Origin of the sequence: Mycolicibacterium septicum DSM 44393 (genome assembly GCF_000455325.1) — a bacterium.
Lineage (GTDB): Bacteria > Actinomycetota > Actinomycetes > Mycobacteriales > Mycobacteriaceae > Mycobacterium > Mycobacterium septicum.
The window spans coordinates 2210628-2232378 of record NZ_HG322951.1; the positions used below are offsets into that span (position 1 = coordinate 2210628).

At 66.3% G+C, this 21751-nt stretch carries 34 protein-coding genes; 19 read left to right on the forward strand and 15 right to left on the reverse strand.

The features are described 5' to 3' along the window. The first annotated feature begins 5 nt into the window (after positions 1–5). The 3 genes from TX88_RS10425 (at position 6) to TX88_RS10435 (ending at position 1595) form a co-directional block, all read left to right on the forward strand. Complete coding sequence (locus TX88_RS10425) at positions 6–542, forward strand: RNA polymerase sigma factor (protein ID WP_044516572.1); 537 nt, start codon at positions 6–8, stop codon at positions 540–542. Next, positions 539–1255: a Rieske (2Fe-2S) protein gene (locus TX88_RS10430; RefSeq protein WP_044516574.1), complete on the forward strand. Its 717-nt coding sequence runs from the start codon at positions 539–541 to the stop codon at positions 1253–1255. Before TX88_RS10425 ends, TX88_RS10430 begins: the two co-directional genes overlap by 4 nt. 61 nt (positions 1256–1316) lie before the next feature. Then, the gene (locus TX88_RS10435) at positions 1317–1595 is read left to right on the forward strand and encodes a hypothetical protein (protein ID WP_044516576.1); all 279 of its coding nucleotides are present in this window, start codon (positions 1317–1319) and stop codon (positions 1593–1595) included. 3 nt (positions 1596–1598) lie between these two features. Here TX88_RS10435 and amaB read toward each other — a convergent pair whose 3' ends face one another. Continuing rightward, entirely contained in the window at positions 1599–3149 is a 1551-nt protein-coding gene (gene amaB / locus TX88_RS10440; RefSeq protein WP_044516579.1) for an L-piperidine-6-carboxylate dehydrogenase, read from the reverse strand. A gap of 42 nt (positions 3150–3191) precedes the next feature. On the opposite strand from amaB, the gene TX88_RS10445 reads away from it, so the two are divergent. Together TX88_RS10445 and lat are read left to right on the forward strand one after the other, a co-directional pair. After that, a complete protein-coding gene (locus tag TX88_RS10445) occupies positions 3192–3656 on the forward strand; it encodes an Lrp/AsnC family transcriptional regulator (protein ID WP_044516581.1) in 465 nt (154 codons plus the stop codon). Between the two features lie 52 nt (positions 3657–3708). Then, complete coding sequence (gene lat / locus TX88_RS10450) at positions 3709–5043, forward strand: L-lysine 6-transaminase (protein WP_044516582.1); 1335 nt, start codon at positions 3709–3711, stop codon at positions 5041–5043. Here lat and TX88_RS10455 read toward each other — a convergent pair. Continuing rightward, positions 5040–5612: a restriction endonuclease gene (locus tag TX88_RS10455; RefSeq protein WP_044516584.1), complete on the reverse strand. Its 573-nt coding sequence runs from the start codon at positions 5610–5612 to the stop codon at positions 5040–5042. The two genes, lat and TX88_RS10455, sit on opposite strands and share 4 nt — an antisense overlap. 72 nt (positions 5613–5684) lie before the next feature. On the opposite strand from TX88_RS10455, the gene TX88_RS10460 reads away from it, so the two are divergent. Both TX88_RS10460 and usfY (TX88_RS10465) read left to right on the forward strand, forming a co-directional pair. Beyond that, complete coding sequence (locus TX88_RS10460; protein ID WP_044516586.1) at positions 5685–6371, forward strand: PAS and ANTAR domain-containing protein; 687 nt, start codon at positions 5685–5687, stop codon at positions 6369–6371. 250 nt (positions 6372–6621) lie between these two features. Next, complete coding sequence (usfY, locus tag TX88_RS10465) at positions 6622–6930, forward strand: protein UsfY (protein WP_044519280.1); 309 nt, start codon at positions 6622–6624, stop codon at positions 6928–6930. Positions 6931–7010: 80 nt separating this feature from the next. Here the strand turns inward: usfY (TX88_RS10465) and mbp1 are convergent, their stop codons facing one another. Beyond that, positions 7011–7253 carry a microaggregate-binding protein 1 gene (gene mbp1, locus TX88_RS10470; RefSeq protein WP_044516588.1) on the reverse strand — a complete coding sequence of 81 codons (243 nt, stop codon included), beginning with the start codon at positions 7251–7253 and terminating at the stop codon, positions 7011–7013. A gap of 172 nt (positions 7254–7425) precedes the next feature. Here mbp1 and TX88_RS10475 point away from each other — a divergent pair, with 172 nt between their 5' ends. Together TX88_RS10475 and TX88_RS10480 are read left to right on the forward strand one after the other, a co-directional pair. Next, a complete protein-coding gene (locus TX88_RS10475) occupies positions 7426–8103 on the forward strand; it encodes a HemK2/MTQ2 family protein methyltransferase (RefSeq protein ID WP_044516590.1) in 678 nt (225 codons plus the stop codon). After that, complete coding sequence (locus TX88_RS10480) at positions 8100–8303, forward strand: CDGSH iron-sulfur domain-containing protein (RefSeq protein ID WP_044516592.1); 204 nt, start codon at positions 8100–8102, stop codon at positions 8301–8303. Before TX88_RS10475 ends, TX88_RS10480 begins: the two co-directional genes overlap by 4 nt. Here the strand turns inward: TX88_RS10480 and TX88_RS10485 are convergent. Beyond that, a complete protein-coding gene (locus TX88_RS10485) occupies positions 8283–9302 on the reverse strand; it encodes an iron-containing redox enzyme family protein (RefSeq protein ID WP_044516593.1) in 1020 nt (339 codons plus the stop codon). The genes TX88_RS10480 and TX88_RS10485 overlap by 21 nt on opposite strands. A 126-nt stretch (positions 9303–9428) precedes the next feature. Here TX88_RS10485 and TX88_RS34225 point away from each other — a divergent pair, with 126 nt between their 5' ends. Then, positions 9429–9623 (forward strand): hypothetical protein, encoded by a 195-nt coding sequence (locus tag TX88_RS34225; RefSeq protein WP_044516594.1) that lies wholly within the window; start codon positions 9429–9431, stop codon positions 9621–9623. 263 nt (positions 9624–9886) lie between these two features. On the opposite strand, the gene TX88_RS10500 is transcribed toward TX88_RS34225, so the two are convergent. Genes TX88_RS10500 through TX88_RS10520 form a run of 5 tightly spaced genes read right to left on the reverse strand, consistent with a single transcriptional unit; the run spans position 9887 to position 13264 of the window. Then, the gene (locus tag TX88_RS10500) at positions 9887–10261 is read right to left on the reverse strand and encodes a hypothetical protein (protein WP_044516598.1); all 375 of its coding nucleotides are present in this window, start codon (positions 10259–10261) and stop codon (positions 9887–9889) included. Next, on the reverse strand, positions 10258–11487 hold the full coding sequence (locus TX88_RS10505; RefSeq protein ID WP_044516599.1) for an NRAMP family divalent metal transporter: 1230 nt from the start codon (positions 11485–11487) through the stop codon (positions 10258–10260). The genes TX88_RS10500 and TX88_RS10505 overlap by 4 nt, the downstream gene beginning before the upstream one ends. Next, positions 11487–11960, reverse strand: coding sequence for a hypothetical protein (locus TX88_RS10510; RefSeq protein WP_044516601.1), 474 nt, complete (start codon positions 11958–11960; stop codon positions 11487–11489). The genes TX88_RS10505 and TX88_RS10510 overlap by 1 nt, the downstream gene beginning before the upstream one ends. A 25-nt stretch (positions 11961–11985) precedes the next feature. After that, complete coding sequence (locus TX88_RS10515) at positions 11986–12195, reverse strand: hypothetical protein (RefSeq protein ID WP_044516603.1); 210 nt, start codon at positions 12193–12195, stop codon at positions 11986–11988. Between the two features lie 49 nt (positions 12196–12244). Continuing rightward, on the reverse strand, positions 12245–13264 hold the full coding sequence (locus TX88_RS10520) for a DNA topoisomerase IB (protein WP_044516604.1): 1020 nt from the start codon (positions 13262–13264) through the stop codon (positions 12245–12247). Between the two features lie 163 nt (positions 13265–13427). Here TX88_RS10520 and TX88_RS10525 point away from each other — a divergent pair, with 163 nt between their 5' ends. After that, positions 13428–13829, forward strand: a complete 402-nt coding sequence (locus TX88_RS10525) for an ATP-binding protein (protein WP_049924891.1) — start codon at positions 13428–13430, stop codon at positions 13827–13829. Here the strand turns inward: TX88_RS10525 and TX88_RS10530 are convergent. Continuing rightward, positions 13826–14254, reverse strand: coding sequence for an STAS domain-containing protein (locus tag TX88_RS10530; RefSeq protein ID WP_044516605.1), 429 nt, complete (start codon positions 14252–14254; stop codon positions 13826–13828). The two genes, TX88_RS10525 and TX88_RS10530, sit on opposite strands and share 4 nt — an antisense overlap. A gap of 247 nt (positions 14255–14501) precedes the next feature. Beyond that, a complete protein-coding gene (locus TX88_RS10535; RefSeq protein WP_044516607.1) occupies positions 14502–15128 on the reverse strand; it encodes a maleylpyruvate isomerase family mycothiol-dependent enzyme in 627 nt (208 codons plus the stop codon). Between the two features lie 115 nt (positions 15129–15243). Here TX88_RS10535 and TX88_RS10540 point away from each other — a divergent pair, with 115 nt between their 5' ends. The 4 genes from TX88_RS10540 to usfY (TX88_RS10550) all read left to right on the forward strand — a co-directional run bounded on the left by TX88_RS10540 (position 15244) and on the right by usfY (TX88_RS10550) (position 16438). Continuing rightward, positions 15244–15477 carry a hypothetical protein gene (locus TX88_RS10540; protein WP_044516609.1) on the forward strand — a complete coding sequence of 78 codons (234 nt, stop codon included), beginning with the start codon at positions 15244–15246 and terminating at the stop codon, positions 15475–15477. A gap of 7 nt (positions 15478–15484) precedes the next feature. Next, on the forward strand, positions 15485–15640 hold the full coding sequence (locus tag TX88_RS34525; RefSeq protein WP_110917921.1) for a DUF6131 family protein: 156 nt from the start codon (positions 15485–15487) through the stop codon (positions 15638–15640). Positions 15641–15658: 18 nt separating this feature from the next. Then, positions 15659–15916, forward strand: a complete 258-nt coding sequence (locus tag TX88_RS10545) for a DUF7218 family protein (protein WP_044516611.1) — start codon at positions 15659–15661, stop codon at positions 15914–15916. Positions 15917–16129: 213 nt separating this feature from the next. Continuing rightward, a complete protein-coding gene (gene usfY / locus TX88_RS10550) occupies positions 16130–16438 on the forward strand; it encodes a protein UsfY (protein ID WP_044519284.1) in 309 nt (102 codons plus the stop codon). Between the two features lie 63 nt (positions 16439–16501). Here usfY (TX88_RS10550) and TX88_RS10555 read toward each other — a convergent pair whose 3' ends face one another. Continuing rightward, on the reverse strand, positions 16502–16846 hold the full coding sequence (locus TX88_RS10555) for a hypothetical protein (protein ID WP_044516612.1): 345 nt from the start codon (positions 16844–16846) through the stop codon (positions 16502–16504). Positions 16847–16896: 50 nt separating this feature from the next. Between TX88_RS10555 and TX88_RS10560 the strand changes: the two genes are divergently transcribed. Further along, a complete protein-coding gene (locus tag TX88_RS10560) occupies positions 16897–17883 on the forward strand; it encodes an LLM class F420-dependent oxidoreductase (RefSeq protein ID WP_044516614.1) in 987 nt (328 codons plus the stop codon). Here the strand turns inward: TX88_RS10560 and TX88_RS10565 are convergent. After that, entirely contained in the window at positions 17851–18396 is a 546-nt protein-coding gene (locus TX88_RS10565; RefSeq protein WP_044516615.1) for a DUF6328 family protein, read from the reverse strand. The genes TX88_RS10560 and TX88_RS10565 overlap by 33 nt on opposite strands. 167 nt (positions 18397–18563) lie before the next feature. Here TX88_RS10565 and TX88_RS10570 point away from each other — a divergent pair, with 167 nt between their 5' ends. Further along, positions 18564–18998 (forward strand): ATP-binding protein, encoded by a 435-nt coding sequence (locus TX88_RS10570; protein WP_044519286.1) that lies wholly within the window; start codon positions 18564–18566, stop codon positions 18996–18998. Further along, on the forward strand, positions 18995–19747 hold the full coding sequence (locus TX88_RS10575) for an RNA polymerase sigma factor SigF (RefSeq protein ID WP_044516617.1): 753 nt from the start codon (positions 18995–18997) through the stop codon (positions 19745–19747). The genes TX88_RS10570 and TX88_RS10575 overlap by 4 nt, the downstream gene beginning before the upstream one ends. On the opposite strand, the gene TX88_RS10580 is transcribed toward TX88_RS10575, so the two are convergent. Next, positions 19718–20140: an STAS domain-containing protein gene (locus TX88_RS10580; RefSeq protein WP_044516619.1), complete on the reverse strand. Its 423-nt coding sequence runs from the start codon at positions 20138–20140 to the stop codon at positions 19718–19720. The two genes, TX88_RS10575 and TX88_RS10580, sit on opposite strands and share 30 nt — an antisense overlap. Before the next feature lie 196 nt (positions 20141–20336). Here TX88_RS10580 and TX88_RS10585 point away from each other — a divergent pair, with 196 nt between their 5' ends. Next, complete coding sequence (locus tag TX88_RS10585; protein ID WP_044516621.1) at positions 20337–20882, forward strand: nucleotidyltransferase family protein; 546 nt, start codon at positions 20337–20339, stop codon at positions 20880–20882. A 10-nt stretch (positions 20883–20892) separates the two neighbouring features. On the opposite strand, the gene TX88_RS10590 is transcribed toward TX88_RS10585, so the two are convergent. Then, positions 20893–21642 carry an SDR family oxidoreductase gene (locus TX88_RS10590; protein ID WP_044516622.1) on the reverse strand — a complete coding sequence of 250 codons (750 nt, stop codon included), beginning with the start codon at positions 21640–21642 and terminating at the stop codon, positions 20893–20895. Positions 21643–21751 lie beyond the last annotated feature (109 nt).

Below are 21751 nucleotides of genomic sequence, written 5' to 3' on the forward strand. Positions count from 1 at the left end.
GCCCGATGCCGGCCCGACGTGACCGCCCCGAGCTGCGGATCGTGCCGGAGGCGTGTTACCCCAGCTGGGAAGCCATATACGACGACAACGTGACGTGGGTGTACCGGCTGCTCTATGCGCGGCTGGGCAGCCGCTCCGACGCCGAGGACCTCACCTCCGAGGTGTTCCTGGCCGCGTTTCGGCCGCTGCGGCTCTCGGCGAGCGTGGCCGAGGTCCGCTCGTATCTGCGTGCCACCGCCCGTACCGTGCTCGCGGCGCATTGGCGGGCCACCATGGGACGCGAGATCACCGTCATCGACGATGACGTGGCCGCGCCCGACCCCGGTCCGGACGACGAGACCAGTACCGCCCCGCAGCGCGTCGCCGCAGTCCTGGCGCAGCTGCCACCCCAGTACCGCCGCGTGCTCGAACTACGTTTCCTGCAGGACCGTTCGGTTCGGGAGTCGGCGAACGACATGGGAGTCAGCGTCGCCAACGCGAAGGTGCTGCAGCACCGGGCGTTGCGATTGGCAGCTCAGATCAACGAGGGAGAGTCACGGTGACCAGGCGCGGGGTACGCAAATACGTCGACGATCTACTCGCCGGGCGTCGGCCGGAACCCTTCCCCGCCGACGATTTCGACGCTGCCCAGATCCGCACGGCGATCGAACTGCGGGCAGCCGGGCCCGACGGGGACGAGCCACGGCCCGAGTTTGTCGACGACCTCAAGAACCGTATCGCCCAACAGCTTTCCCAGAGGCAGCCGGAAGAACGGGGCCCGAACCGCCAGGGGTTGTCGGCGACGCGGCGACAGGTGATCGTCGGCACCGCGGCGGCGGCGACCGCGGCCGTCGCGGCCGTATCGATCGAGCATGTGATGACCGGCCGGGGTGCGTCGCCGGGTTCCGAACAGGCCGGATCTGAACTGGTGCCCAGTGAAGGCGCATGGCTGCCGGTCGCGAAAAGCGCTGACCTGGCGGAGGGTTCGGTGCTGCCGTTTGAACTCCCGACGGTGTCGGGATTCGTGCGCCGGGTGGCGGGCGGCAAGGTGGAGGCGGTGTCGGGGGTGTGCACCCATCAGGGCTGCAAGCTGTGGTTCGACGACTCCGCCGACAGTCTGCGTTGCCCGTGCCACGTGACATCGTTCTCACCGGCCGGCCAGGTGCTCACTCATCAACTACCGATCGCCCCGAAGCCGTTGCCACGCTTCGACGTCCGTGAGCGTGATGGGAGCATCGAGGTGCTGGCGCCGCGGCCACCGGCCCGGCCGGCCTGAACCGGGTGTAACCGCACTGCGTATCGATAGGTGAAACCTACTTACGCGGGAGGGCCGCCAGATGAACAGATCGATATGTGCAGTCACGACGACGGCGGCACTCGCCGGAGCCATCTGGACGGCCGCGCCCGTCTCGGCGGCACCGACCGGCGGCACCAGAGCCCCGGATGTGGTGCAGGAGTTGACCGCCGCCGGCTATGCCGTCCAGATCAACGGGGACAACGGGGTTCCGCTGTCGCAGTGCACCGTGACCGGCGTGCACGGGGTGCCCGCGGCGGGCGTCACCGCGCTGCAGTTCACCACGGTGTACGTCGATGTCGAGTGCGAATCAGAAGGTTGAGCACTACCCGAAGTGCACGCCCTGGGCCAGCGGTAGCTCCGAGGAGTAGTTGACCGTGTTGGTCGCGCGGCGCATGTACGCCTTCCACGCGTCCGACCCGGATTCGCGCCCTCCACCGGTGTGCTTCTCTCCGCCGAACGCGCCGCCGATCTCGGCGCCGGAGGTCCCGATGTTGACGTTGGCGATACCGCAGTCGGATCCGTCGGCGGCCATGAACCGTTCGGCCTCACGCACGTCGGTGGTGAAGATCGCCGACGAAAGTCCCTGTGGTACGGCGTTGTTCAGGGCGATCGCGTCGTCGATGTCGTCGTAGGTCAGCACATAGAGGATCGGGGCGAAGGTCTCGGTGTGCACGACCTCGGTCTGTGCGGGCATCCGGACGACCGCGGGGGCGACGTAGAACGCACCCTCGTCTCCGAGGTCGTGACGCTCACCGCCGAAGACCTCGCCGCCGTCGGCGCGGGCCTGCTCCAGCGCCCCGACCATGTCCCGGTAGGCGCGGGTGTGGATGAGTGGGCCGACCAGGGTCCCGTCGGTGCTCGGGTCACCGACGGGCAGGCTCTGATAGGCCGAGACGATCCGGGACAGCAAGTCGTCGGCGATGGAGGAGTGCACGATCAACCGGCGCAGCGTGGTGCAGCGTTGTCCGGCGGTCCCCGCGGCGGAGAACACGATGGCGCGCACCGCGAGGTCCAGATCGGCCGAGGGCGTCACGATCGCGGCGTTGTTGCCGCCGAGCTCGAGCAGTGCCTTGCCGAACCGCGCGGCGACCCGCGGGCCCACCTGCTGGCCCATCCGCACCGAGCCGGTCGCGCTGACCAGGGCCACCCGTGGATCGTCGACCAGCCGCTCACCCAGTTCGCGCTCGCCGAGGATGAGCCGTGCCACCGATGCGGGCGCGCCGACGTCGGATGCGGCGCGTTCGATCAGCGCCTGGCAGGCGATCGCGGTGAGCGGGGTCAGCTCCGAGGGTTTCCACACCACGGTGTCGCCGCAGACCAGCGCGACCGCGGTGTTCCACGCCCACACCGCCACCGGGAAGTTGAACGCGGTGATCACGCCGACGACGCCCAGCGGGTGCCACGTCTCCATCAACCGGTGACCAGGACGTTCGGACGCGATGGTGCGGCCGTACAACTGGCGTGAGAGACCGACCGCGAACTGGCAGATGTCGATCATCTCCTGCACCTCGCCCAGCGCCTCGGAGGTGATCTTGCCCGCCTCCACCGTCACCAGGGTCGCCAGATCTGACTTGTGTTCCACGAGCAGCTCACCCAGGCGGGCCACCAATGCGCCGCGCACCGGTGCCGGAGTCGTGCGCCAGGTCGAGAAGGCTTGTGCGGCATCGGAAATCGCGGCATCGACCTGCTCAAAACTGTCTTCGGGCAGGGTGAACAGGACGTCCCCGCTGATCGGTGTGCTGGCGTGCAGGCCACTACCCGGAGCGGCCGGCTCGCCGAGTTCCGCCCTCGCACCGACGGCATCGAGGGCCTGACGTACCCGCCGGCGCAGTTCCTCTGCGGTGGGGAGATCGGTCCGTTCGGTGGTGGTCATCGTGTGCCTTTCTGGGGTCGCCGAAGAGTTACAGTGCGGGCCATGGGTGAAGCCGACGAATACGTGCTGGACGAGACCGATCGGACTCTGGCCCGTGCGCTTGCCGCTGACGGCAGGGCGACGCTGGCACAGCTGGCATCGGCGGCCGGGCTCTCGGTGTCGGCGGTGCAGGCGCGGGTGCGCCGGTTGGAGTCGCGGGGTGTCGTGACCGGATACGCCGCGCGGCTCAATCCCGAGGCGCTGGGCAACATGCTGTCGGCGTTCGTCGCCATCACTCCTCTCGATCCGTCCCAACCCGATGATGCACCCGCGCGGTTGCAGCACATCCCCGAAATCGAATCGTGCCACTCGGTGGCGGGCGAGGAGAGCTACGTCCTGCTGGTCCGGGTCGCCTCGGCCCGGGGTTTGGAGGACCTGCTCCAGCGGATCAGGACCGCGGCCAACGTCCGGACGCGAAGCACCATCATTTTGCAGACATTTTACAGCGGCCGAGACTACATTCCGTAACGGTTACGGTCATAGGGGGCGTAGACCGTAAAGATTCCGTTAGTATGGCGCCATGACCGCAGTGCTGACGACCACGCCGCACGTAACGCCTGACCGGGTGCGAGCGGTCTTGGCGCGCAGCATCCTGACCGACGGCTTCGACTTCGTCCTCGACCTGGACCGCTCCCGGGGGTCCTATCTGGTGGATGCGCGCACCGGCGAACGCTTCCTGGACATGTTCACGTTCTTCGCCTCGTCTGCACTCGGGATGAACCACCCGGCGTTGGCCGACGACGACGATTTCCGCGCCGAACTCGCCCGGGTGGCGGTGAACAAGCCGAGCAATTCCGATATCTACAGCGTGCCGCTGGCCCGGTTCGTCGACACCTTCCGCCGCGTGCTCGGCGACCCGGACCTGCCGCATCTGTTCTTCGTCGACGGCGGAGCCCTGGCGGTCGAGAACGCGCTCAAGGTGGCGTTCGACTGGAAGAGCCGGCACAACGAGGCCCGAGGGCTCGACCCCGCGCTGGGTACCAAGGTGCTGCACCTGCGCGGAGCGTTCCACGGCCGCAGCGGCTACACCATGTCGCTGACCAACACCGACCCGGTCAAGGTGGCTCGCTTCCCGAAGTTCGACTGGCCCCGCATCGACGCTCCCTACGTGCGGCCCGGTGCGGATATCGCTGCACTCGAAGCGGATTCGCTGCGTGCGGCCAGGGCCGCGTTCGAGGCCAACCCGCACGACATCGCCTGCTTCATCGCCGAGCCGATCCAGGGGGAGGGTGGTGACCGGCACATGCGGCCGCAGTTCTTCGCCGCGATGCGTGAGCTGTGCGACGAGTTCGACGCGCTGCTGATCTTCGACGAGGTGCAGACCGGGTGCGGGATCACCGGAACCGCCTGGGCCTACCAGCAGTTGGGCGTCGTCCCGGATGTGGTCGCCTTCGGAAAGAAGACGCAGGTGTGCGGGGTGATGGCGGGCGGGCACGTCGATGACGTCGCCGACAACGTCTTCACCGTGAGTTCCCGGATCAACTCCACCTGGGGCGGCAACCTCGTCGACATGGTGCGCTCACGGCGCATCCTCGAAGTGATCGAGTCCGAGGATCTGTTCCGCAACGCCGCGGCAACGGGGGACTATCTTCTCGGTCAGTTGTTGGCGCTGGCAACGGATTTTCCGGACACGGTGCTCGACCCACGTGGCCGCGGCCTGATGTGCGCGTTCAGCCTGCCCACCGCCGCGGCGCGCGATGAGCTGGTGCGGCGATTGTGGGGCCGTCGCGTCATCATGCTGCCGAGTGGGGCTGACTCCGTGCGGTTCCGGCCGGCGCTGGGCGTGACGCGCAAGGAGATCGACGAGTGCCTCGACGCCGTGCGGGAGGCGCTGAGATCGCCGCTCGCGGGCTAAGGCTGGTCGGTGGCCGGTTCTGAAGCTGCCGTACGGCGCAGGATCGACTTGAGCCTGGGGAGGTCGGTTCCGCCCACCAACTCGCAACCGTGAAGTTCGGCGAGTTTGCGTGCGGCCGGGGTGAATTCGTTGTTGGTGACCACCATGGTCCTGCTGCAATCCTGCATCGGGGCGCCGGCGACAACCTCCTGCACCGCGCTCGCGCCCACCGGCCGTGACAGCCGTTTGCACTGCACGGCAATCCGATTCGGCCGGTGCCCGACGATCAGATCCACGCCCCAGTCCCCGGTGAGCGGAGTCATGATCACCGGTAACCCGCAGTTTCGGGCCACGCGGGCCACGTGGTCCTCGAACTCCAGCCCGGTCATCTCGGTCGCCGGTTGCTCGCGGGCGCTGGGCGTGCTCGCGCCCCGTACGGCGCCCAGCAGGAACCGCGGGGTGGCCGCCAAAACCAGTGGCACCGCGACACCGATCGCCAGGCTCCATGCTGTGTCGACGCCGGCCAGGTGAGCCGCGATCGCGGCCGCCGCGCCTGCAGCGATGAAGAGCTTGATCCTGAGCCGTCCCACGGCGACGAATGTAGAGGTCGCCTGTGACAAAACGGGTGAGCCGACGTCAGCCTGGCGCGATAATCTCAAGCTGTGACGAGTGATCCCGCCACCGGAAGCGCCGAGTCGCCGATCGAGCATGCATTTGCCGGCGGCGAGGCGCAGCGCGTCGGTTGGTTCCGGTTCTACTTCGCTGACGAGCGCTGGGAGTGGTCACCGCAGGTGGAGCGGATGCACGGGTACGAGCCCGGCGCCGTGCATCCGACGACCGAACTGGTGCTTTCCCACAAGCACCCCGAGGACTACGGGCAGGTGGCCGCGACGCTGCTCGAGATCCGCCGCACCTCGGGTGCGTTCAGCACCCGGCACCGGATCATCGACACCGCCGGCGATGTCCACCACGTCGTCGTGGTGGGGGATCAGCTCTTCGACGACGCCGGCGATGTTGTCGGGACGCACGGTTTCTACGTCGACGTCTCACCGTCGGTCTCCCAGGCGCGAGAGGACGCCGTCACCGAGGCGGTGGCCGAGATCGCCGAGGCGCGTGGTGCCATCGAGCAGGCCAAGGGCATGTTGATGCTGATCTACCGGATCAACGCCGATGCGGCGTTCGAGCTGCTGAGATGGCGGTCGCAGGAAACCAACACCAAGCTGCGGCTGTTGGCCGAACAGCTGGCAGAAGACTTCCTGAATCTCGATTACACCGAGACGCTTCCCACCCGCGCGGTCTTGGACCGGTTGCTGCTCACCGCCCACCAGCGGGTCCGCCCCGAGGTTTAGCCCGACCCTGTCCAGGGAAGACTCCCCGCGCTGATCCGAAGCGAACCGGGAGGTGAATTGATGACTGCCCCGACCCTGACCGCGCTGGCCCTGGTCTGCAGTCTCAAGCGCCGCCCGGCGGAGGCGCTCGACGCATCGGGTACACCATCCAGGCCCACGGTTGCACGTTCCCGCGGCACGCGATGCGGTGCACCTGACCGGACTGCTCAGGGCGGGCCAGTACCCGCGTTACGAGTGAGAGGGAGAAATGATGAAAGGTCCCGACGACCCAGTCGATCACACCAGGACGACTCGGCCGCACGCCGGCGAGGCGATGAAGGACAACCGCAACATGCCCGCGCTGGTCCTGGTCGGGCTGGGCGTGGTGATGTTCGTCGCTTGTCTGGCCGGCTTCGCCACCGGTAACGCCGGGGTAGGAGTGGTGCTCGCGATCTTGGCGGCTGTCGGTCTGCTGGCCGGCGGGCTGTGGCTCGCGATCGCCCACCTACGTGTGCGCCGGATCGAAGAGCGTTGGTACGCAGAGCATCCCGAGGTGATCAGGCAGGCACCCAACAGTTGACCTGTTGAACCCAGAACGCGAGATGGCCCAGCCAATGTTGGCTGGGCCATCTCTTCAATCAGGTCCGGACGAGATTCCGGTTACGGCCGTTGGTGAGCCTGCTCACGCTTCTCGGCGGCCTTGGCGCCCGCCCGGGCCGATTCGGCTTCGGCCTCCTTCTTGGCGGCATCCTGCTGGGCGTCGGCCTTGTCCTGCTGGGCCTTGCCCTCACGAACCAGGTCGTCACGACCGGTCACGGTGCCGATAGCTTCTTTGGCCTTGCCCTTGACGTCCTCGACGACGCCCTTGATGGCTTCTTCGGGTCCTGAGTTCTTCTCGGTCATGCCTTACCTTTCCGCTACTGGAGTGGATTGGTGATCACCGCACGGCATCTCCGCGCACCCCCTGGATTTCCACCGGACGGTGGGACTAAACGTGCAATCCGATGTGGCCAATCCCAAGTTTGCGGAGTGTGCGAATGGGTACCGAGTAGGGGTGCTTTCCCGAAACAACGAGATGGCCGTCGAGGCCATTGCCGTTGGCGCCGAGAACGTTTACCGGCCGCAGCAGGATTCGTGGCTGCTGATCGACGCACTGGAGCGCAGTGACGCGGTAACAGGCCGACGCGTCGTCGATCTCTGTTCCGGAAGCGGAGTAGTGGCCATCGCCGCAGCCGAGTTGGGTGCCAGTGCGGTTACGGCGCTGGATATCTCGCCCCATGCAGTCCGCTGTACACAGGCCAATGCGTTGGCCGCGCAGGTCGATGTGGAGGCAATACTCGGATCCTGGACTCAGGTTCTGGAACACGAGCCGTTCGATGTCGCAGTCTGCAATCCACCCTATGTCCCGGTCGGTCCGGAAACCCACCGGGGTACGGTCTCGGCGACCGGCCCGATGGCTTCGTGGGACGGCGGTCCCGACGGTCGACTGGTGCTGGACCCGCTGTGCCGGTCAGCTGCGGCCATGCTGGCCGAGGGCGGGTCACTGTTTCTGGTGCAGTCCGATTTCGCCGACACCGAGCAGTCGTTGACCGCGCTGCGTGCAGGCGGTTTGGAAGCGAAGATCTTTGCCACACAACGAATTCCCTTCGGCCCGGTGCTGCGCGGTCAAACGCGTTGGCTGCGGGACAGCGGACGGTTGCTGCCTGGTCATGTCGAAGAACGGCTGGTGGTCATCCGAGCGGACAAACCATGAACGAGCTACGGACCGTACGGGTGGTAGAGGGCGGGCCGATCCTCGTCGAGGGTCCGGTGCGGATCGAACTGCCGAACGGGAACACGGTGGAATCGGATCGGTTCATGGTGGCGATCTGCACCTGCCGCCGGTCCAAGATGTATCCGCTGTGCGATACCAGCCACCGCAAGTGCGCGCGATCAGGTAAGCGGTCGGCGTAGCGAACTTCGGCCGGCCTGCCATCTCGCCATCAGGTGGGCCGCCAGCCGGTCTTCCAGGGCAACGAAGGCTCGCATTCCGAACACCACATCGGCGTCCAGTCCGGGTTCGCGACGGACCAGATCGCCGATCACGTCGTGCCGTACCACCTGTTCGTGTACCGCATCGGCCTCGACGTGCTCGCGATAGAACCGCACGCAGGCTTCGGGAGCTTCGAGCCGCTCCAATGCGGTCACGAGGCGCTGAGACCCCGGGGAGGACGTGATCTCGGTGGCCGCGAAATGTCCTGCGGCCGCCCCGCGGAGCCGGCGGTGCAGGCCGAACATCGACATCAGGTTGACCACCGCGAGGGCCTCGGCCGGCACCGCGTCCAGGTAGCCCAGGTAGCTGCCGTCCAGGCCGGCCGCGCCCATCAGGTCGCTGAACAGTTGTTGGTGCACACGTGCAGCCGACCCGGCCCCGTACTCGTCGAATTCGACGGCCACGAACGAGGCTTTCGCCTGTCCGCCCAGTCGTGGAATCAGCCAGGCGTGCGGATCGCCTTCCTTGAGGTGATACAGCGACCGGTGGACGAAGTACTCCCGCATCTGCGTCCAGGTGCCTTCGTCGCGCAGGTGATACGACGGACCGGACCCATCGGCGGGTTCGGTCGACAACCGTGCCATCTCACGTTCTGCCGTGTCCTCCGGATCAATGGCCCCGACCTCGCGGCGCACCGCCGACAGGAAGGAGCGTTCCAGCTGCGAGCGCGAATGCAGCAAGCCGGCGTTCCACTCCCAGTTCTGGTCGACGCCGGCGAAGCCCTGGTAATGCAGTTCGTAACAGACATACAGGGCCAGCTGCAGATCGAGTTGGAGCGGGTCGGCGTCGCGCAGCGGCACCCAGACGGGCTCGAGATGATTGTGCGGGGCACGGTCACCCAGGCTCTCGATCACCGCCCGGGAAATCGGACCCTGGGCGCCCGGGAGCCTCGGTTGGGTGGTGGCGGGAAAGGCGGTCATCGCGCGTCAGGTATTCCCGTCGGCGCCGTTCGTAAACCCCGTCCACATGCGCCGCCCAGCGTGATCTTGGTTTGTCGCCCTCCACCTCCGGGTATTTCCGAAGGAGGGGTCAGAATCGAGGTCACCATGGCTGGGGCAGCGCAACCCGATCGGTACGAGTTAGAGCTCATGTTCGAACAGATCGCCGAGGTCATCGACCGGCAGCAGAGGTCGGCGCTGACCGAGCACGCGATGGCCGAGCAGCTGTGGCAGTGCGTGGCTGATGCGGTCACCGAGTGCGCAGGGCCGGAGAGCGTCGTTCATAGCCGGCACGCAGCGTGATGTGGTCGGGCCCGACCCCGGCCACATCGCCCCAAGCCGCCAGGAATGTGTGCCGATGCCGCCACTTGGCGATCGCAGCGATGAGGGCTGGGGCATCGAGCCTCGTGCGTTCGTAACCGAGATAGGCCGAGCGGGTTCGGGGGCTTACCACCAGGCCCACCACTTCAGGAGCCGACGAAGGTTCGGCACCGAGCCTGAGCCGCACGTCGATCACTGTTCCGACCGGGTGACGGCCTGGATCCAGTACGCGTAGCCCGAGGAGGTTACTCAGCTGCATGGCGGCCTCCGGGGATGCGGGCCACGATGTGATCGCGCAACCAGCGCTCGACCCAATTCGTGTCGAATCGGGTTTCAGTTGGCGTCAACCGCACAGTGACACCGACGGAAGACACCAGTTTCCAGGGAATCTCGTGCAACAGCGAGCGCGGCGGGGCGCCGCCGAGAATGCGGGTCATCACGACGTGGCCGGAGAGTATCGCGGTCACGCGCGGCGGGGGACTACCCGGTTCGATGTCCCGCCCGAATTCGATGCCGTCGATCTCGAGATCGTCGACGATGCCGACCGGATCACCGTCGTGGTCGAGCAGTTGACGGTCCAACAGGTGCAGACGCGCGTCGAGTGTGACCGGCCCGGTCATTGACCCGCTCCGGTCACGATCATCAGCGGTATGGCGGCCAGCGAGGCAACGACGATTATCACCAGATATACCGAGCCGAACATGTTGAGCAGCCTTCCGTTCGTCTTGTCGCCCATGTATTCCGGATCGTTGGCCACGATGAGGATGGGCAGGTAGGTCAGGGGCAGAGCGATGGCCGAGAACACCACCGAGTACTCGGTCACCATGACGGGGTCGACGCCGGTGAACAGGACAGCGGCACCGGTCACGATGCTCACGAACATCACCACGTGGAAGCGCGACGCCTCGGCCGGGCGGCGGAACTTGCCCCAGGGCCATCCGAAGAACTGGGCCAGGGTGTAACCGCTGGAGAGCGTGGTCTCAAGGGCCGCACCGAATGTGGCCGCGACGATACCGATGATCGCGAACGCCAGTGCCAGTTTGCCGCCGGCCTCGGCGACAGGCATCACGACTTGGGACAACGACGTCACCTCGATCTGATTCGGTAACAGGACCAGCGTCGCGCAGGTGGCGATGGCGATCGACAGGATGCCGCCGAGCGGAAAGCCCACCAGGACGTTCAGCCGTGAAACGCCGAGATCTTTGGTCTTCCAATGCTCCTCGACCGCACCGGAGGAGAAGAAGAACACCTCATACGGCGTCATCGCGGCACCGAACAGTGCGATCGCGTAGTACCAGTACGTCGCCGAAGATTCAGACTCCGGGATCGCCGGCTGCACCGCCTGATGGGCCAGTCCGTTCCAATCGGGTTGCAGGGCAAAAACTGCGACAGCGAAAACGATCAGGCACAGCCCGGCCAGGCCCGCGGTATTCTCCATGACCGAGAACTTGACCCGCCAGATCACCAGCCACACCGCTGCGGCCGCCACCGGGATCCACAGCATCCGCCCGGCATCGGTGGCCAGCTGCAATGCCAGTGCAACGCCACCGATCTCGGCCGTCAGTGTCATCAGGTTGATCAGAAATGAGGCCGTCAGGTTCGCCGCCGCGGCACGCGGGCCCAAGCGCTCCCGGATGATCTCGAATGTGGCCCGCCCGCTGACTGCCGCCACCCGACCTGCCATCTGGGCGAAAAGGCAGATCCCGACCACGCCGACGAGCACCACCCAGACCAGCGCGAGGCCGAACCGGGAGCCGACCACGGCGTTGGTCACCAGATCACCGATGTCGAGAAACCCGCCTATCGCGGTCAGGATTCCCAGCGCTACCGCGAAGAACTTCTTCATCAGCGGTACCCGGCTTCCAGCGCATCGGCCGAGGCCACGAGCTGCCCGCGAAGCGCGGACAACTCGGGCGCGGTGGCCACTTCGCGGACCCGCGCCGACGCGGTATTGAGTTGGCCGATCGTCGTCGTCATGGCTTCGGTGAGGATCCGCTGGCGGTCGAGGTCGGCCGGATCGTCGGCACGCAGATCGGCAATACCGTTGTAGGCCTTGACCACTTCGTCACGTGCGTCGGAGATTTGGACGCTGACGAGTTGTGGTGTGGACCGGTCCCGCATCCGCAGGTCGATCGCATAGGCGCCGCTGCGGGCGGCGGCCACGGTTTCTTCCATGGCCTGGGAGAGTTGGCCGGACATACCGTCGCGGTTGGCCGGACAGCGAGTGAGAAGCAGGCCCAGAGCGATGAGCAGCAGGACTGCCAACAGTGCGGTCCGTATTCGTCGCGGACTGTCGTCAGGGTCTCCGTCGTCCGCCATGGCGGCCCCCTCACCCGGGCGGTGCCTAACCGCCTTCGCGGTCGAACTCGTCGAGACCGGAATCCTCCGCGGCCATCTCACGTTGTTCCCGCCAGTCGGGGTCGGTCGCCTCCAGTGGTGGGCCGTCCAGGTCGGAGACCGGGGCTTCGGCGTCGAGTACCGGTTCGCTCTGCTCGCGTTGCTGCTCGAGCGCGTCGGCAATGGGCACCTCGTCGGGCACGTCTTGGCGTGTCATGCGGGCGGAATACCCCGTGGCCACTTGCTCAAACGGTGTGACAGGCCGGTCATGTCGTCCTGCACGCCTTCCGGATCAGGCGGGCGGTACTGCCTTCCAGAATCGCCTGGCGTTTGTCGCGGTTCCGGGCACGGGCGGCGCGCCGAGCACCGGCGGCGATTGTGCGCCTGTCGCGGTAGGCCTCGACCACACGGGGATCGACGTACGCGCTGCGCGTGACCGCGGCGGTGTTGCCCAGTGCCTCGGCGACCTCACGCATCACCGCGGATTCGACGCGTTTGATCACCTTCTCGTCTGCAGGAGGGTCGGCCTCGACGAACGCCTCGGCCGCCAACACCGTGCCGTGCCAGGTACGGAGATCCTTCACGGTGTAGTCGTCGCCCACCATTTCCTTGAAGCGGACGTTGAGATCCTCGGCATGCACCTCCGCCCACTCTGATGAGTCCCGGAAGGCCAGCAGCCGATCACCGTTGCTCCGGCTGCGCTGCAGGGACCGCACGGCACGGATCACCGCGGGATCCTCGACCTCCAGTGTGCGACGCACGCCGCTCTTGGCTGGGTAGTCGAACTCGACTGCATCCGAACGCAACACGACGTGGTCGCGCAGCAGCGTGGCAATTCCGAATGAGTTGTTCTCCTCGGCGTACTGATCCCCGCCGGCCCGGAAGTATCCGAGGTCCAGCAGCCGCAGTCCGAGCGCCAGCACGCGATCGCGGGTCAGCCCTCGCCGTCGCAAGTCACCGGCGATTTCGGCGCGCCAGTCAACCAGCGCCGCCGACAACTCAAGCACCCGGTCGAATTTCTCCTCGCCGCGGTCTTCCTGCCATTGGGAGTGATAGATGTACTGCCGCCTGCCCGCGCCGTCGGTACCGACGGCTTGGATGTGGCCGTTGGGATATGGACAGATCCAGACTTTCCGCCATGCCGGCGGGATCACCAGATCCTCGATCCGCTGCAGTGTCGTCGAATCGGTGACGGTGTCACCGCTGTCGTCGAGATAACCGAAACCGCGGCCACGGCGCACCCGGCGCAATCCCGGCCGGTCTACGGCGCTGCGACGCAGCCTCATTGGGCCGGCCATCCTGGTTTAGCTACCAGAAGGCTGTGGGTACGCACTGAGTATGTCATCGCCAGGCCACGCATCGAGGCCCCCGCTGACTGTTATCCATGGTCGGCGAATACCCCACGGGGGATCAGGTCACACGCGCGGACCGCGAGCTGTCGAACTTCGGGTGCCCGCGCGAACGGAGGCGCTCGCCCTGCTGAGAGCGGTGACGATCTGCTTGGCGAATTATGAAGAACTGGACGACAGCAGCGCAGCGGACCTGGCCTTGGCGGTCGATGAAGCGTGCACCGTGCTGATCGACATGGCATCGCCCGGTGCGACTCTCTTGTTGGTCGAGGACCCGAGCGCACGCGAACTCTGCCTTCGCGTGTCGACCATCTGTGACAGTGTCGACAGCGATCCTGACGCCATCGTCTTGAACGGTTTCAGCCGCCGAGTGCTCGAGGCGCTCGCCGAAAAGGTCGAAACCTTCGCCGATGACGGCGTTTTCGGTCGCGACGGCACCAGCCGGCCAGCGTTCGGCATCGCGCTGACCGTCCGGCGGACATGGGCTTCGGCGCGTGCTTAGCGAGCCATGTTCACCATCTGCAGTTGCCGGGGCTGATTGCGCAGCGACGACAGGGCGGCGGGCAGATCGGTGGATGTCGGCAGAGCACCCGCGGGATCGCAGATGCCCAACACCCGCGAGACGGCCACGCTGGGGATCATCACCCAGTCGATGCTCTCGCCGGCGCAGCGCACGTTGAGGGTGTGCAGGCAGGCGAAGCAGCCCGCGCCGAAGAACTCGACTTCACTCATATCCAGGACGAGCTGTCCTCTCGGCCTGCTGTGCCGGATTCCGCATTCGGTGAGGTCGGTCGAGTTGGACGCATCCAACTCGCCGTGGACGCTGATCACTGTGGTGGCCGGCCACAACCACTGGGCGCAGAACTGCGCGCGGGTGTGGTCGTTGTGGGATAGTGCGGCGCGTTCCGCCACGTTTGCGATGGACATCGGTGACTCCTCAGTAGAAATACTGTGGTCACGTCACGCTTCAGGCTCTGTGGGCTCAAAACCCCTGGGTACAGGGAGTGTCACGACTCTGCACCCGATGACGATTCCGGGGCGGCTGTGAACTCAACCTGCATTGGACACTACGCCCCATCGTGATCTCGAACAATGCCCAGGGCTTCTTCCGCCCCACCTGCCACGTGCGCCACGCGGCTGGGAAGCCCCGCATCACCCGCCGAGGGCGACGTGGTCAGAGCCTGCTGAGCAAGGTGGCCGCGCCGGTGCCGGCGAGCTCCTCGGCCGCCTGGCGACGGCCGGTCATGGCTAGCAGTAACGCCTCGCCGGTGCCGGTGACTTCAGGGCCGCTGCCGTGTTCCCACTCGATATCGTTGGCGCGCAATCGAAGCCCTTTGATGCGCCGGCCCGCCCCGAGTCGCGGGTTGCCCGGCACCAGCGGGAGGATTCGTTGCAGGCGCTGTGCAGGCACGGTCCGCGGACGGCCGAGCGCACGGCGGATGTCCTGATGATGGACGGTGCCGTCGACCAGGCCGATCATGCCGCCGAAGCCCGCGGTCAAACCCTGCGGCCGCAGGTGGCGGTTGAGGAACTCGAGCAGTTCATCGGTCGACATGGTGGAGTATTCGGCCACTCCGACTTCGTTGGCATGCACCACTCGCCCCTTCGCGAAACGCTTGAGTAGTCCGGCGAGATTCAGCTCTTCATAGCTGACTACGTGGGCCACAACATCTTTCACGGTCCACCCGGCGCACAGGGACTCCGCGTGCCACTGTTCGGGGGTCAGGGTGGCCAGGAATTCGGCGAGGTCGGTCCGCTCGTCACGCGCCAAGTCCATGAGTGACGGCTCGTCGGCGGTCATCTATCACCTCGCCTGCCTCTGATCTTGACTCTACGCTCGCGTAATGCCCGGTAGAGGACTCGGCTGCCGGATTTCTCATGTTTGACCCTCGCGTCAGCGGGGTACATCGCATGCCATGAGACTTGGTGGATTATTCGGAACACTCGTGCTCATCTGGCTGATCGTCGGTGTGGTGGCGGCTTGGCAGCGCGACTATTTCCATGGTGGATCAACGAACTGCGCGACTGCCGGTGCCATAGCGCTGACGGTCCTTGCCGGTCCGCTCAACTATGCGGGCGTCAATCCGAAGGTGGACGAGTGCCGTTTGCCGCAACCCAGCGCGATGGACTCCATCGCCGCCGTGAAGTGAGGTAGCCATGATTGTTCTCGGGGCAATTCTGCTCATCCTCGGATTGATCTTCAACGTGTACCTGCTCTGGGTGGTGGGAGTGATCCTGCTGGTCATCGGTGGCGTGTTCTGGCTGCTCGGTGCGGTCGGACGGCCGGTCGCCGGGCGGCGAAGCTGGTACTGACCAAGGGAGGTGTGTTTGATGCCGAATCCGTCGATCAAGGACGAGAGGCTCTACGAGGAGCTGCGCGACGAAGGCAATTCGAAGGAGAAAGCCGCGCGGATCTCCAACGCCGCCGCTGCGAGGGGCCGTTCGAGTGTCGGTCGCGCCGGTGGTGAATCCGGTTCGTATGACGACTGGAAAGTCGACGACCTGCGCAGCCGGGCCAAAGAGCTTGGCATCAAAGGGTATTCCGACAAGAACAAGCGTGAGTTGATCGGAATGCTCCGTAACCATTGAGTGATTTGACCGGGCCGGGAGGGCCACCCACGACCCCGCTGCATCGCAGCGGGGTCGTGGTGCGTATGCCCCGGTCAGGGCGCATTGTCTGGCCCCAGGCGGAGCGACTGCAGCACGATCATGGTGTTTTCCTCGCCAGACCGGTCCAGGAGATCTACCGTGGAGACAGCCCATGCACGGCAGGTGGGGCTAGTAGTGGCGGAAGGAGCAGCCATGCACGGCCCAAAAGATCCAGTTGACCATTCCCGGACGACCCGGCCACATGCCGGCGAGTCGATGAAGGACAACGTCATCATGCCCGCGCTGATCTTGATCTTCGTCGGGTTGGTGTTGTTCGTCGGCACCTTGGCGGCGTTCGCCACCGGCCACTCCGATGTCGGCCTGACGGTAGGCACCTTGTCTGCGGCCGGGTTCGTCATCGGATCGATGTGGCTGGCGCTCGAACACATGCGGGTCCGCCGCATCGAGGATCGCTGGTACACAGACCATCCCGGCGTGATGCGCCAGCGCCCCAGCAGCTGAGGCGTCCGCCGACCGACCCGGCCGCGCCGCGGCCGGGTCCCTGTCTGGTGATGCGGTGTGTGCTCAGAAGGTGAGCGCAAGTACCGCGAAATCTATTGCCAACAAAGCTAATCCGACCACCGGGACAAGTACGCCGTACCGCAGTCGCGAGGTGAAGATCGATACGGCGATGGTGACCACGGGCACCACGGGCGCGCCATAGAACAGGATCCCGAACCAGAATTCTCCCGGCCCCTTGCTCGCGCACCCCGCGCCGGTGCAACCGGCCATGCTCATCACCGCTGCCATGCCGTACAGGTACACCGCGACGGCAGCGGGCACCGTCAACAGGACCAGTACCCAGGTCAGCGAGATCCGCATCCGCCGCCCGCTGTTGTGTTGTGTCTGCACGGTCTGTGATTCGGTCATGGCGTCCGCATACCCAGTTTCGGGGACTTCTGCACGGGTATTCCAGCGCCATGGCCAGATTCGGATACACCCTGATGACCGAGCAGAGCGGCCCGCGGGAGCTTGTCGACTACGCGATATCGGCCGAGCGGGCCGGCTTCGACTTCGAGGTGAGTAGTGACCACTTCAGCCCATGGCTGGCCAGCCAGGGGCACGCCCCCAACGCGTGGCCGGTGCTGGGCGCGGTCGCCCACGCCACCGAGACCGTGGAGTTGTACTCGTACGTGACCTGTCCGACGATCAGGTATCACCCGGCGATCGTCGCCCAGCAGGCAGCCACCGTGCAGATCCTGGCCGACGGCCGGTTCACCCTCGGCCTCGGTAGCGGTGAGAACCTCAACGAACATGTCGTGGGTCAGGGCTGGCCCACGGTGGAGCGTCGCCTCGACATGCTGGCCGAGGCGATCAAGCTGATCCGTGAGCTGCTCACGGGGGAGCTGATCGACTTCACGGGCGAGTACTTCGAGGCCGCCTCGGCACGCATCTGGGATGTGCCCGAGGTTCCGGTGTCCATCGCGGTCTCGATGACCGGTGAGAGGTCCGTCGAGAAGCTGGCCGTGGCCGCCGATCATCTGATCAACGTGGCACCGGACCGGGCGGTTGTCGACGGCTGGCATCGGTGTCGGCAGGCGACCGGGGTGCTGCCCGAGGGGCGGGTCATCGGGCAGGTCCCGGCGTGCTGGGATCCCGACCGCGATGCGGCAGTGAAGCGGGCGCATGACCAGTTCCGCTGGTTCGGCGGTGGCTGGGCGGTCAACGCAGACCTGCCGACCCCCGCGGGTTTCGCCGCGGCAAGCCAGTACGTGCGTCCGGAGGATGTGGCCGAGTCGATCCCCTGCGGGCCGGACCTGGATGCGATCGTCGCGGCCGTTGCCCCGTTCGTCGACGCGGGATTCACCGATGTCGCCCTGGTCCAGATCGGTGATCAGGGCCAGCAGCGATTCCTCGACGAGGCGGCGAAGCCGCTACTGGCCGCGCTGCGCACCGAGTTCGGCTGAGGGTCTGGTCGACATCGGATGACCCAGACGCATCGCGAACGGCAGCGCCAGCCAGACCCCTGCGAAGGTTGCAAGGGCGATCGCCCCGGCGATCAACCCGGCTTCGCGTCCGGCAACTGTGTCGAAGATCAACTCGGTCACCCCGGTCATCGCGAGCCCGAGCATCACCAGCCCAATGAACGCGCACCGGTGCGCGGCGGAGACCAGCAGGTTCAACCGGTGCCTCCGGAACAGGATGCGATGCATGCCCACGGGGGCGACCAGCAGGGCGGTGGCAGCGGCCGAACAGGCGACGGTCACGAGATAGACGATCCGCATGGGCTCGTCGAGCATCGAGAACCGTTCCTGGAAAGGCAGAGTCAGCAGCAGGCCGGTGAGCAGCTGAACACCGGTCTGCACGACGCGCAGTTCCTGCAGCAGACTGCTCCAGTTGCGATCCAGCCGCTCCGCTTCCGTTTCGTGGCGGGCGGTCTGGTCCCAAGGCTGATCCAGCTCGGGACGGTCCGGCTCCATACCGTCGATAATCCCACGTTCATCAAAGGTTTCGGATTGCGCCGCGATGGGCACCCCTGCCCGGGGACCCCATGCGTGCCCCTGTCAGGGTGCAGGAAAGGAGTGCCGGTGTCGAAGGCGAGGCCTCCCGGCTGGGATACTGTCGATCCGATATGTCGGGAGGTGAGATGGCCGAGGAAGAGGGCCAACCGAAGCCGCTGAGCCGCGCGGAGCGGTCAGTGGAGATTCGGGTCGCGGCGAGGCTGGAGAATCTGGCCGTAGTGCGCACACTGGTCGCTGCGATCGCAGCATTCGAGGACCTTGACTTCGACGTCGTCGCCGACTTGCGGCTGGCCGTCGACGAGGCCTGCACCGCCCTGATCCGGGCCGCAGTCCCGGAATCGAGCCTGCACCTGACCGTCGACCCCGGTGACGAGACGGTGGTGATCACCGCCTCCACCACCTGCACGGGTGCCGAGGTGGTCGAGCCGGGCAGCTTCAGCTGGCACGTGTTGAGTTCGCTGACCGACGAGGTCAAGACCTTCACCGACGGTGACGGACCCGACACCGGCCAGGTATTCGGCATCACCCTGATGACGAGGCGAGCGAGCCTGCTGCGGTGACGTCGGAATATGCGGACGTTCGCGAGATGTTCCGCGAACTCGGCGGACTGTCCGAGGACTCGTCGGCCTACGAACGTCAACGTGAACGCATTGTCGAGCGGTGCCTGCCGCTCGCCGATCACATCGCGCGGCGGTTCGACGGCCGCGGTGAACCCCGTGAAGACCTGATCCAGGTGGCGAGGGTCGGATTGGTCAACGCGGTCAACCGATTCGATGTGGACGCCGGATCGGACTTCGTGTCGTTCGCGGTGCCGACGATCATGGGGGAGGTCCGGCGCCACTTCCGGGACAACAGCTGGTCGGTGAAGGTGCCGCGGCGGCTCAAGGAACTGCATCTGCGCCTCGGCGCGGCGACGGCGGAGCTTTCTCAGCGGTTGGGCCGTGCTCCGACGGCCTCTGAGCTTGCCGTCGAACTCGACATGGACCGCGAAGAGGTGATCGAAGGTCTGGTTGCGGGCAGCTCGTACAACACGCTGTCGATCGACAGCGGCGGCGGGGGTGACGAGGAGGCGCCGGCGATCGTCGACACTCTCGGCGATATGGACACCGGCCTGGATCAGATCGACAATCGAGAAACGTTGCGGCCGTTGCTCGCTCAATTACCTGAGCGGGAACGGACGGTGCTGGTGCTGCGATTCTTCGAATCCATGACGCAGACGCAGATCGCCGAGCGGGTCGGGGTCTCGCAGATGCACGTGTCGAGACTGCTGGCGAAATCGCTAGCGCGACTTCGTGACCAGCTGCAGTAGCGACGTTTTGCCGTTCAGGCTGGACAGTGCCGCAGCAACGCTGTAGCACGTGCGCAACGCCGAATCCGGGTCGCAGACACGCAGCAGGCGCGCTACTGCCTTGCTGGGCACCAGCGTCCAGTCGATATTGGCTGCCGAGCAACGCACTTCGATGGCCATCAGGGCGGAAAATCCTGCCGTACCGAAGAATTCGACATCGGTGAGGTCGACGGCGACCCGCTCGGCCTTGGTGGTGTTCCGCAGCGCGTAATCGGCGAAATCGGCTGCGTTGACGGCGTCGATCTCGCCGCGGGCGCTGATCACCGCCGTTGACGGCGGCAGCCAGCGCGTCGCAAACGCCGCGGGCGATTCGTCGGTCCGGTCGATCAGTGCATTCGTCGAGAAGACGGTCATTTAGGGCTCCATCAGTCGGAATACGCGTATTCGTACTGTTGGTGCGGCGCCGATCGACAACGATACGAGTTCCCGCGCGTATGTCGATGACGCTCGCTGCGGCTGTGAACTCAACCTGTATCGGACCCTACCGCGATCAAGGTCACCGGACAATTTGTCTGAGCGGATTCTTATAGTTCAAGGTCAAACTGTTCGCATGCCGAACACCGACGCCGTTGCCGGGGTGCTCCTGGCCGCCGGCGCCGGCAGCCGATTCGGAATGCCGAAAGTTCTTGCTGAAGAAGGTGATTGGCTGGCGCGGGCGGTCACCGCGCTCGCCGGCGGTGGCTGCGACGAGGTGATCGTCGTGCTCGGTGCCGCTGTGGTCGATGTCCCTGCGCCCGCGCGCGCTGTGGTGGCCACACGCTGGGCAGACGGCATGAGCGCGTCGGTGCGCGAGGGGCTGGGGGCGGTCGGCGCGGCCGAGTGGGTCGTGCTGCACACCGTCGACACCCCCGATGTCGGCGCCGACGTCGTGGCCCGGGTGCTGGGCGCAGGGCGCGGTTCGGGCTCCGGCCTGGCCCGCGCCGTCTACCAGGGCCGCCCGGGTCATCCCGTCGTCGTGGCCCGCAGGCAGCTTGCGGCGCTCGGCGCCGCGCTGCACGGCGACCAGGGGGCCCGGGCGTTTCTCGGTGGCCGTGACGACGTCATCGCCGTGGAATGCGGTGACCTGGCCACCGGTGTCGACATCGACGAGCGCTGACGGCCCCCCGTCAGCGGAAGGCGTATCCGCCGTCTGGGAAGAGGGTGGAACCGGTGGTGATCCGGCTGCTGAGCAGGTAGCCCACCGACTGCGCGATCTCGTCCTCGTCGGCCAACCGCCCGATGGTGGAAGCGTCGCGATAGGCCGCGAACGCCTCTTCTCGGATGGCGGGATCGCGTTGGCTCCACAGATTGCCCTCGACCGTGCCGGGGGCAATCGCGTTGACGGTCACCGGCGCCAATTCCACAGCCAGCCCACGGGCCAGGCCTTCGATGGCCGCGTTGGCCGCACTGTACGCGGGAGCGACCGCAGCGGGGCGGGCACTGGCGGCGCCCGACATCAACACGATCGCGGCGTCAGGGCTCAGCACCGGAATCGCCGACTTGACCACGCGGTACTGACCCCAGAACTTGGAGTCGAACGCCGTGGCCGCCTGATCGATGCTGAGCCGGGCCATCGGACCGGTCAGGTAGTCGGCGGCGGTGGTGAACAGGCCGTGGACGGAGCCGAACCTGGTACCGACGAAATCGAAGAACGCGTCGATCGAATCCTGGTCAGCGGTGTCGACCCGATGCCAACCGGCTTGTGGGCCGAGGGTGGCCGCGGCCGAGGCCAGCCGCTCGGGCGTGCGCCCGCCCAAGACGACGGTGCCCTTCCCGGCAACGACCAGGCGGGCGGTGGCCAGACCGATGCCTGAGCCGCCGCCGATGAGGACGATGTTGCGGCCCGCAAACGGGTGAGCCGAAGGACGAGTTGGCATGCGCCGAGGTTAGGAGCGCGCAGTGCGGCCGAGCCGCCGGCACAGGGCAGTTCAGGTTGCCGGCTGCCTATTCCACACGATTCACGGTGGGTGAAAGCGCCCAGGGGCT

Excerpts from the sequence above, each read along its gene's own strand:
- TX88_RS10585 (WP_044516621.1), top strand. The coding sequence starts at position 20,337 with ATGCCGAACACCGACGCCGTTGCCGGGGTGCTCCTGGCCGCCGGCGCC.
- TX88_RS10545 (WP_044516611.1), top strand. The coding sequence starts at position 15,659 with ATGCCGAATCCGTCGATCAAGGACGAGAGGCTCTACGAGGAGCTGCGC.
- TX88_RS10560 (WP_044516614.1), top strand. The coding sequence starts at position 16,897 with ATGGCCAGATTCGGATACACCCTGATGACCGAGCAGAGCGGCCCGCGG.
- TX88_RS10505 (WP_044516599.1), bottom strand. The coding sequence starts at position 11,487 with ATGAAGAAGTTCTTCGCGGTAGCGCTGGGAATCCTGACCGCGATAGGC.
- TX88_RS10485 (WP_044516593.1), bottom strand. The coding sequence starts at position 9,302 with ATGACCGCCTTTCCCGCCACCACCCAACCGAGGCTCCCGGGCGCCCAG.
- TX88_RS10570 (WP_044519286.1), top strand. The coding sequence starts at position 18,564 with ATGGCCGAGGAAGAGGGCCAACCGAAGCCGCTGAGCCGCGCGGAGCGG.
- TX88_RS10515 (WP_044516603.1), bottom strand. The coding sequence starts at position 12,195 with ATGACACGCCAAGACGTGCCCGACGAGGTGCCCATTGCCGACGCGCTC.
- TX88_RS10510 (WP_044516601.1), bottom strand. The coding sequence starts at position 11,960 with ATGGCGGACGACGGAGACCCTGACGACAGTCCGCGACGAATACGGACC.
- TX88_RS10580 (WP_044516619.1), bottom strand. The coding sequence starts at position 20,140 with ATGACCGTCTTCTCGACGAATGCACTGATCGACCGGACCGACGAATCG.
- TX88_RS34225 (WP_044516594.1), top strand. The coding sequence starts at position 9,429 with ATGGCTGGGGCAGCGCAACCCGATCGGTACGAGTTAGAGCTCATGTTC.
- mbp1 (WP_044516588.1), bottom strand. The coding sequence starts at position 7,253 with ATGACCGAGAAGAACTCAGGACCCGAAGAAGCCATCAAGGGCGTCGTC.
- TX88_RS34525 (WP_110917921.1), top strand. The coding sequence starts at position 15,485 with ATGATTGTTCTCGGGGCAATTCTGCTCATCCTCGGATTGATCTTCAAC.
- usfY (WP_044519280.1), top strand. The coding sequence starts at position 6,622 with ATGAAAGGTCCCGACGACCCAGTCGATCACACCAGGACGACTCGGCCG.
- lat (WP_044516582.1), top strand. The coding sequence starts at position 3,709 with ATGACCGCAGTGCTGACGACCACGCCGCACGTAACGCCTGACCGGGTG.
- TX88_RS10500 (WP_044516598.1), bottom strand. The coding sequence starts at position 10,261 with ATGACCGGGCCGGTCACACTCGACGCGCGTCTGCACCTGTTGGACCGT.
- amaB (WP_044516579.1), bottom strand. The coding sequence starts at position 3,149 with ATGACCACCACCGAACGGACCGATCTCCCCACCGCAGAGGAACTGCGC.
- TX88_RS10520 (WP_044516604.1), bottom strand. The coding sequence starts at position 13,264 with ATGAGGCTGCGTCGCAGCGCCGTAGACCGGCCGGGATTGCGCCGGGTG.
- TX88_RS10480 (WP_044516592.1), top strand. The coding sequence starts at position 8,100 with ATGAACGAGCTACGGACCGTACGGGTGGTAGAGGGCGGGCCGATCCTC.
- TX88_RS10530 (WP_044516605.1), bottom strand. The coding sequence starts at position 14,254 with ATGTCCATCGCAAACGTGGCGGAACGCGCCGCACTATCCCACAACGAC.
- TX88_RS10590 (WP_044516622.1), bottom strand. The coding sequence starts at position 21,642 with ATGCCAACTCGTCCTTCGGCTCACCCGTTTGCGGGCCGCAACATCGTC.
- TX88_RS10555 (WP_044516612.1), bottom strand. The coding sequence starts at position 16,846 with ATGACCGAATCACAGACCGTGCAGACACAACACAACAGCGGGCGGCGG.
- TX88_RS10535 (WP_044516607.1), bottom strand. The coding sequence starts at position 15,128 with ATGACCGCCGACGAGCCGTCACTCATGGACTTGGCGCGTGACGAGCGG.
- TX88_RS10475 (WP_044516590.1), top strand. The coding sequence starts at position 7,426 with ATGGCCGTCGAGGCCATTGCCGTTGGCGCCGAGAACGTTTACCGGCCG.
- usfY (WP_044519284.1), top strand. The coding sequence starts at position 16,130 with ATGCACGGCCCAAAAGATCCAGTTGACCATTCCCGGACGACCCGGCCA.
- TX88_RS10540 (WP_044516609.1), top strand. The coding sequence starts at position 15,244 with ATGAGACTTGGTGGATTATTCGGAACACTCGTGCTCATCTGGCTGATC.
- TX88_RS10445 (WP_044516581.1), top strand. The coding sequence starts at position 3,192 with ATGGGTGAAGCCGACGAATACGTGCTGGACGAGACCGATCGGACTCTG.
- TX88_RS10435 (WP_044516576.1), top strand. The coding sequence starts at position 1,317 with ATGAACAGATCGATATGTGCAGTCACGACGACGGCGGCACTCGCCGGA.
- TX88_RS10425 (WP_044516572.1), top strand. The coding sequence starts at position 6 with ATGCCGGCCCGACGTGACCGCCCCGAGCTGCGGATCGTGCCGGAGGCG.
- TX88_RS10565 (WP_044516615.1), bottom strand. The coding sequence starts at position 18,396 with ATGGAGCCGGACCGTCCCGAGCTGGATCAGCCTTGGGACCAGACCGCC.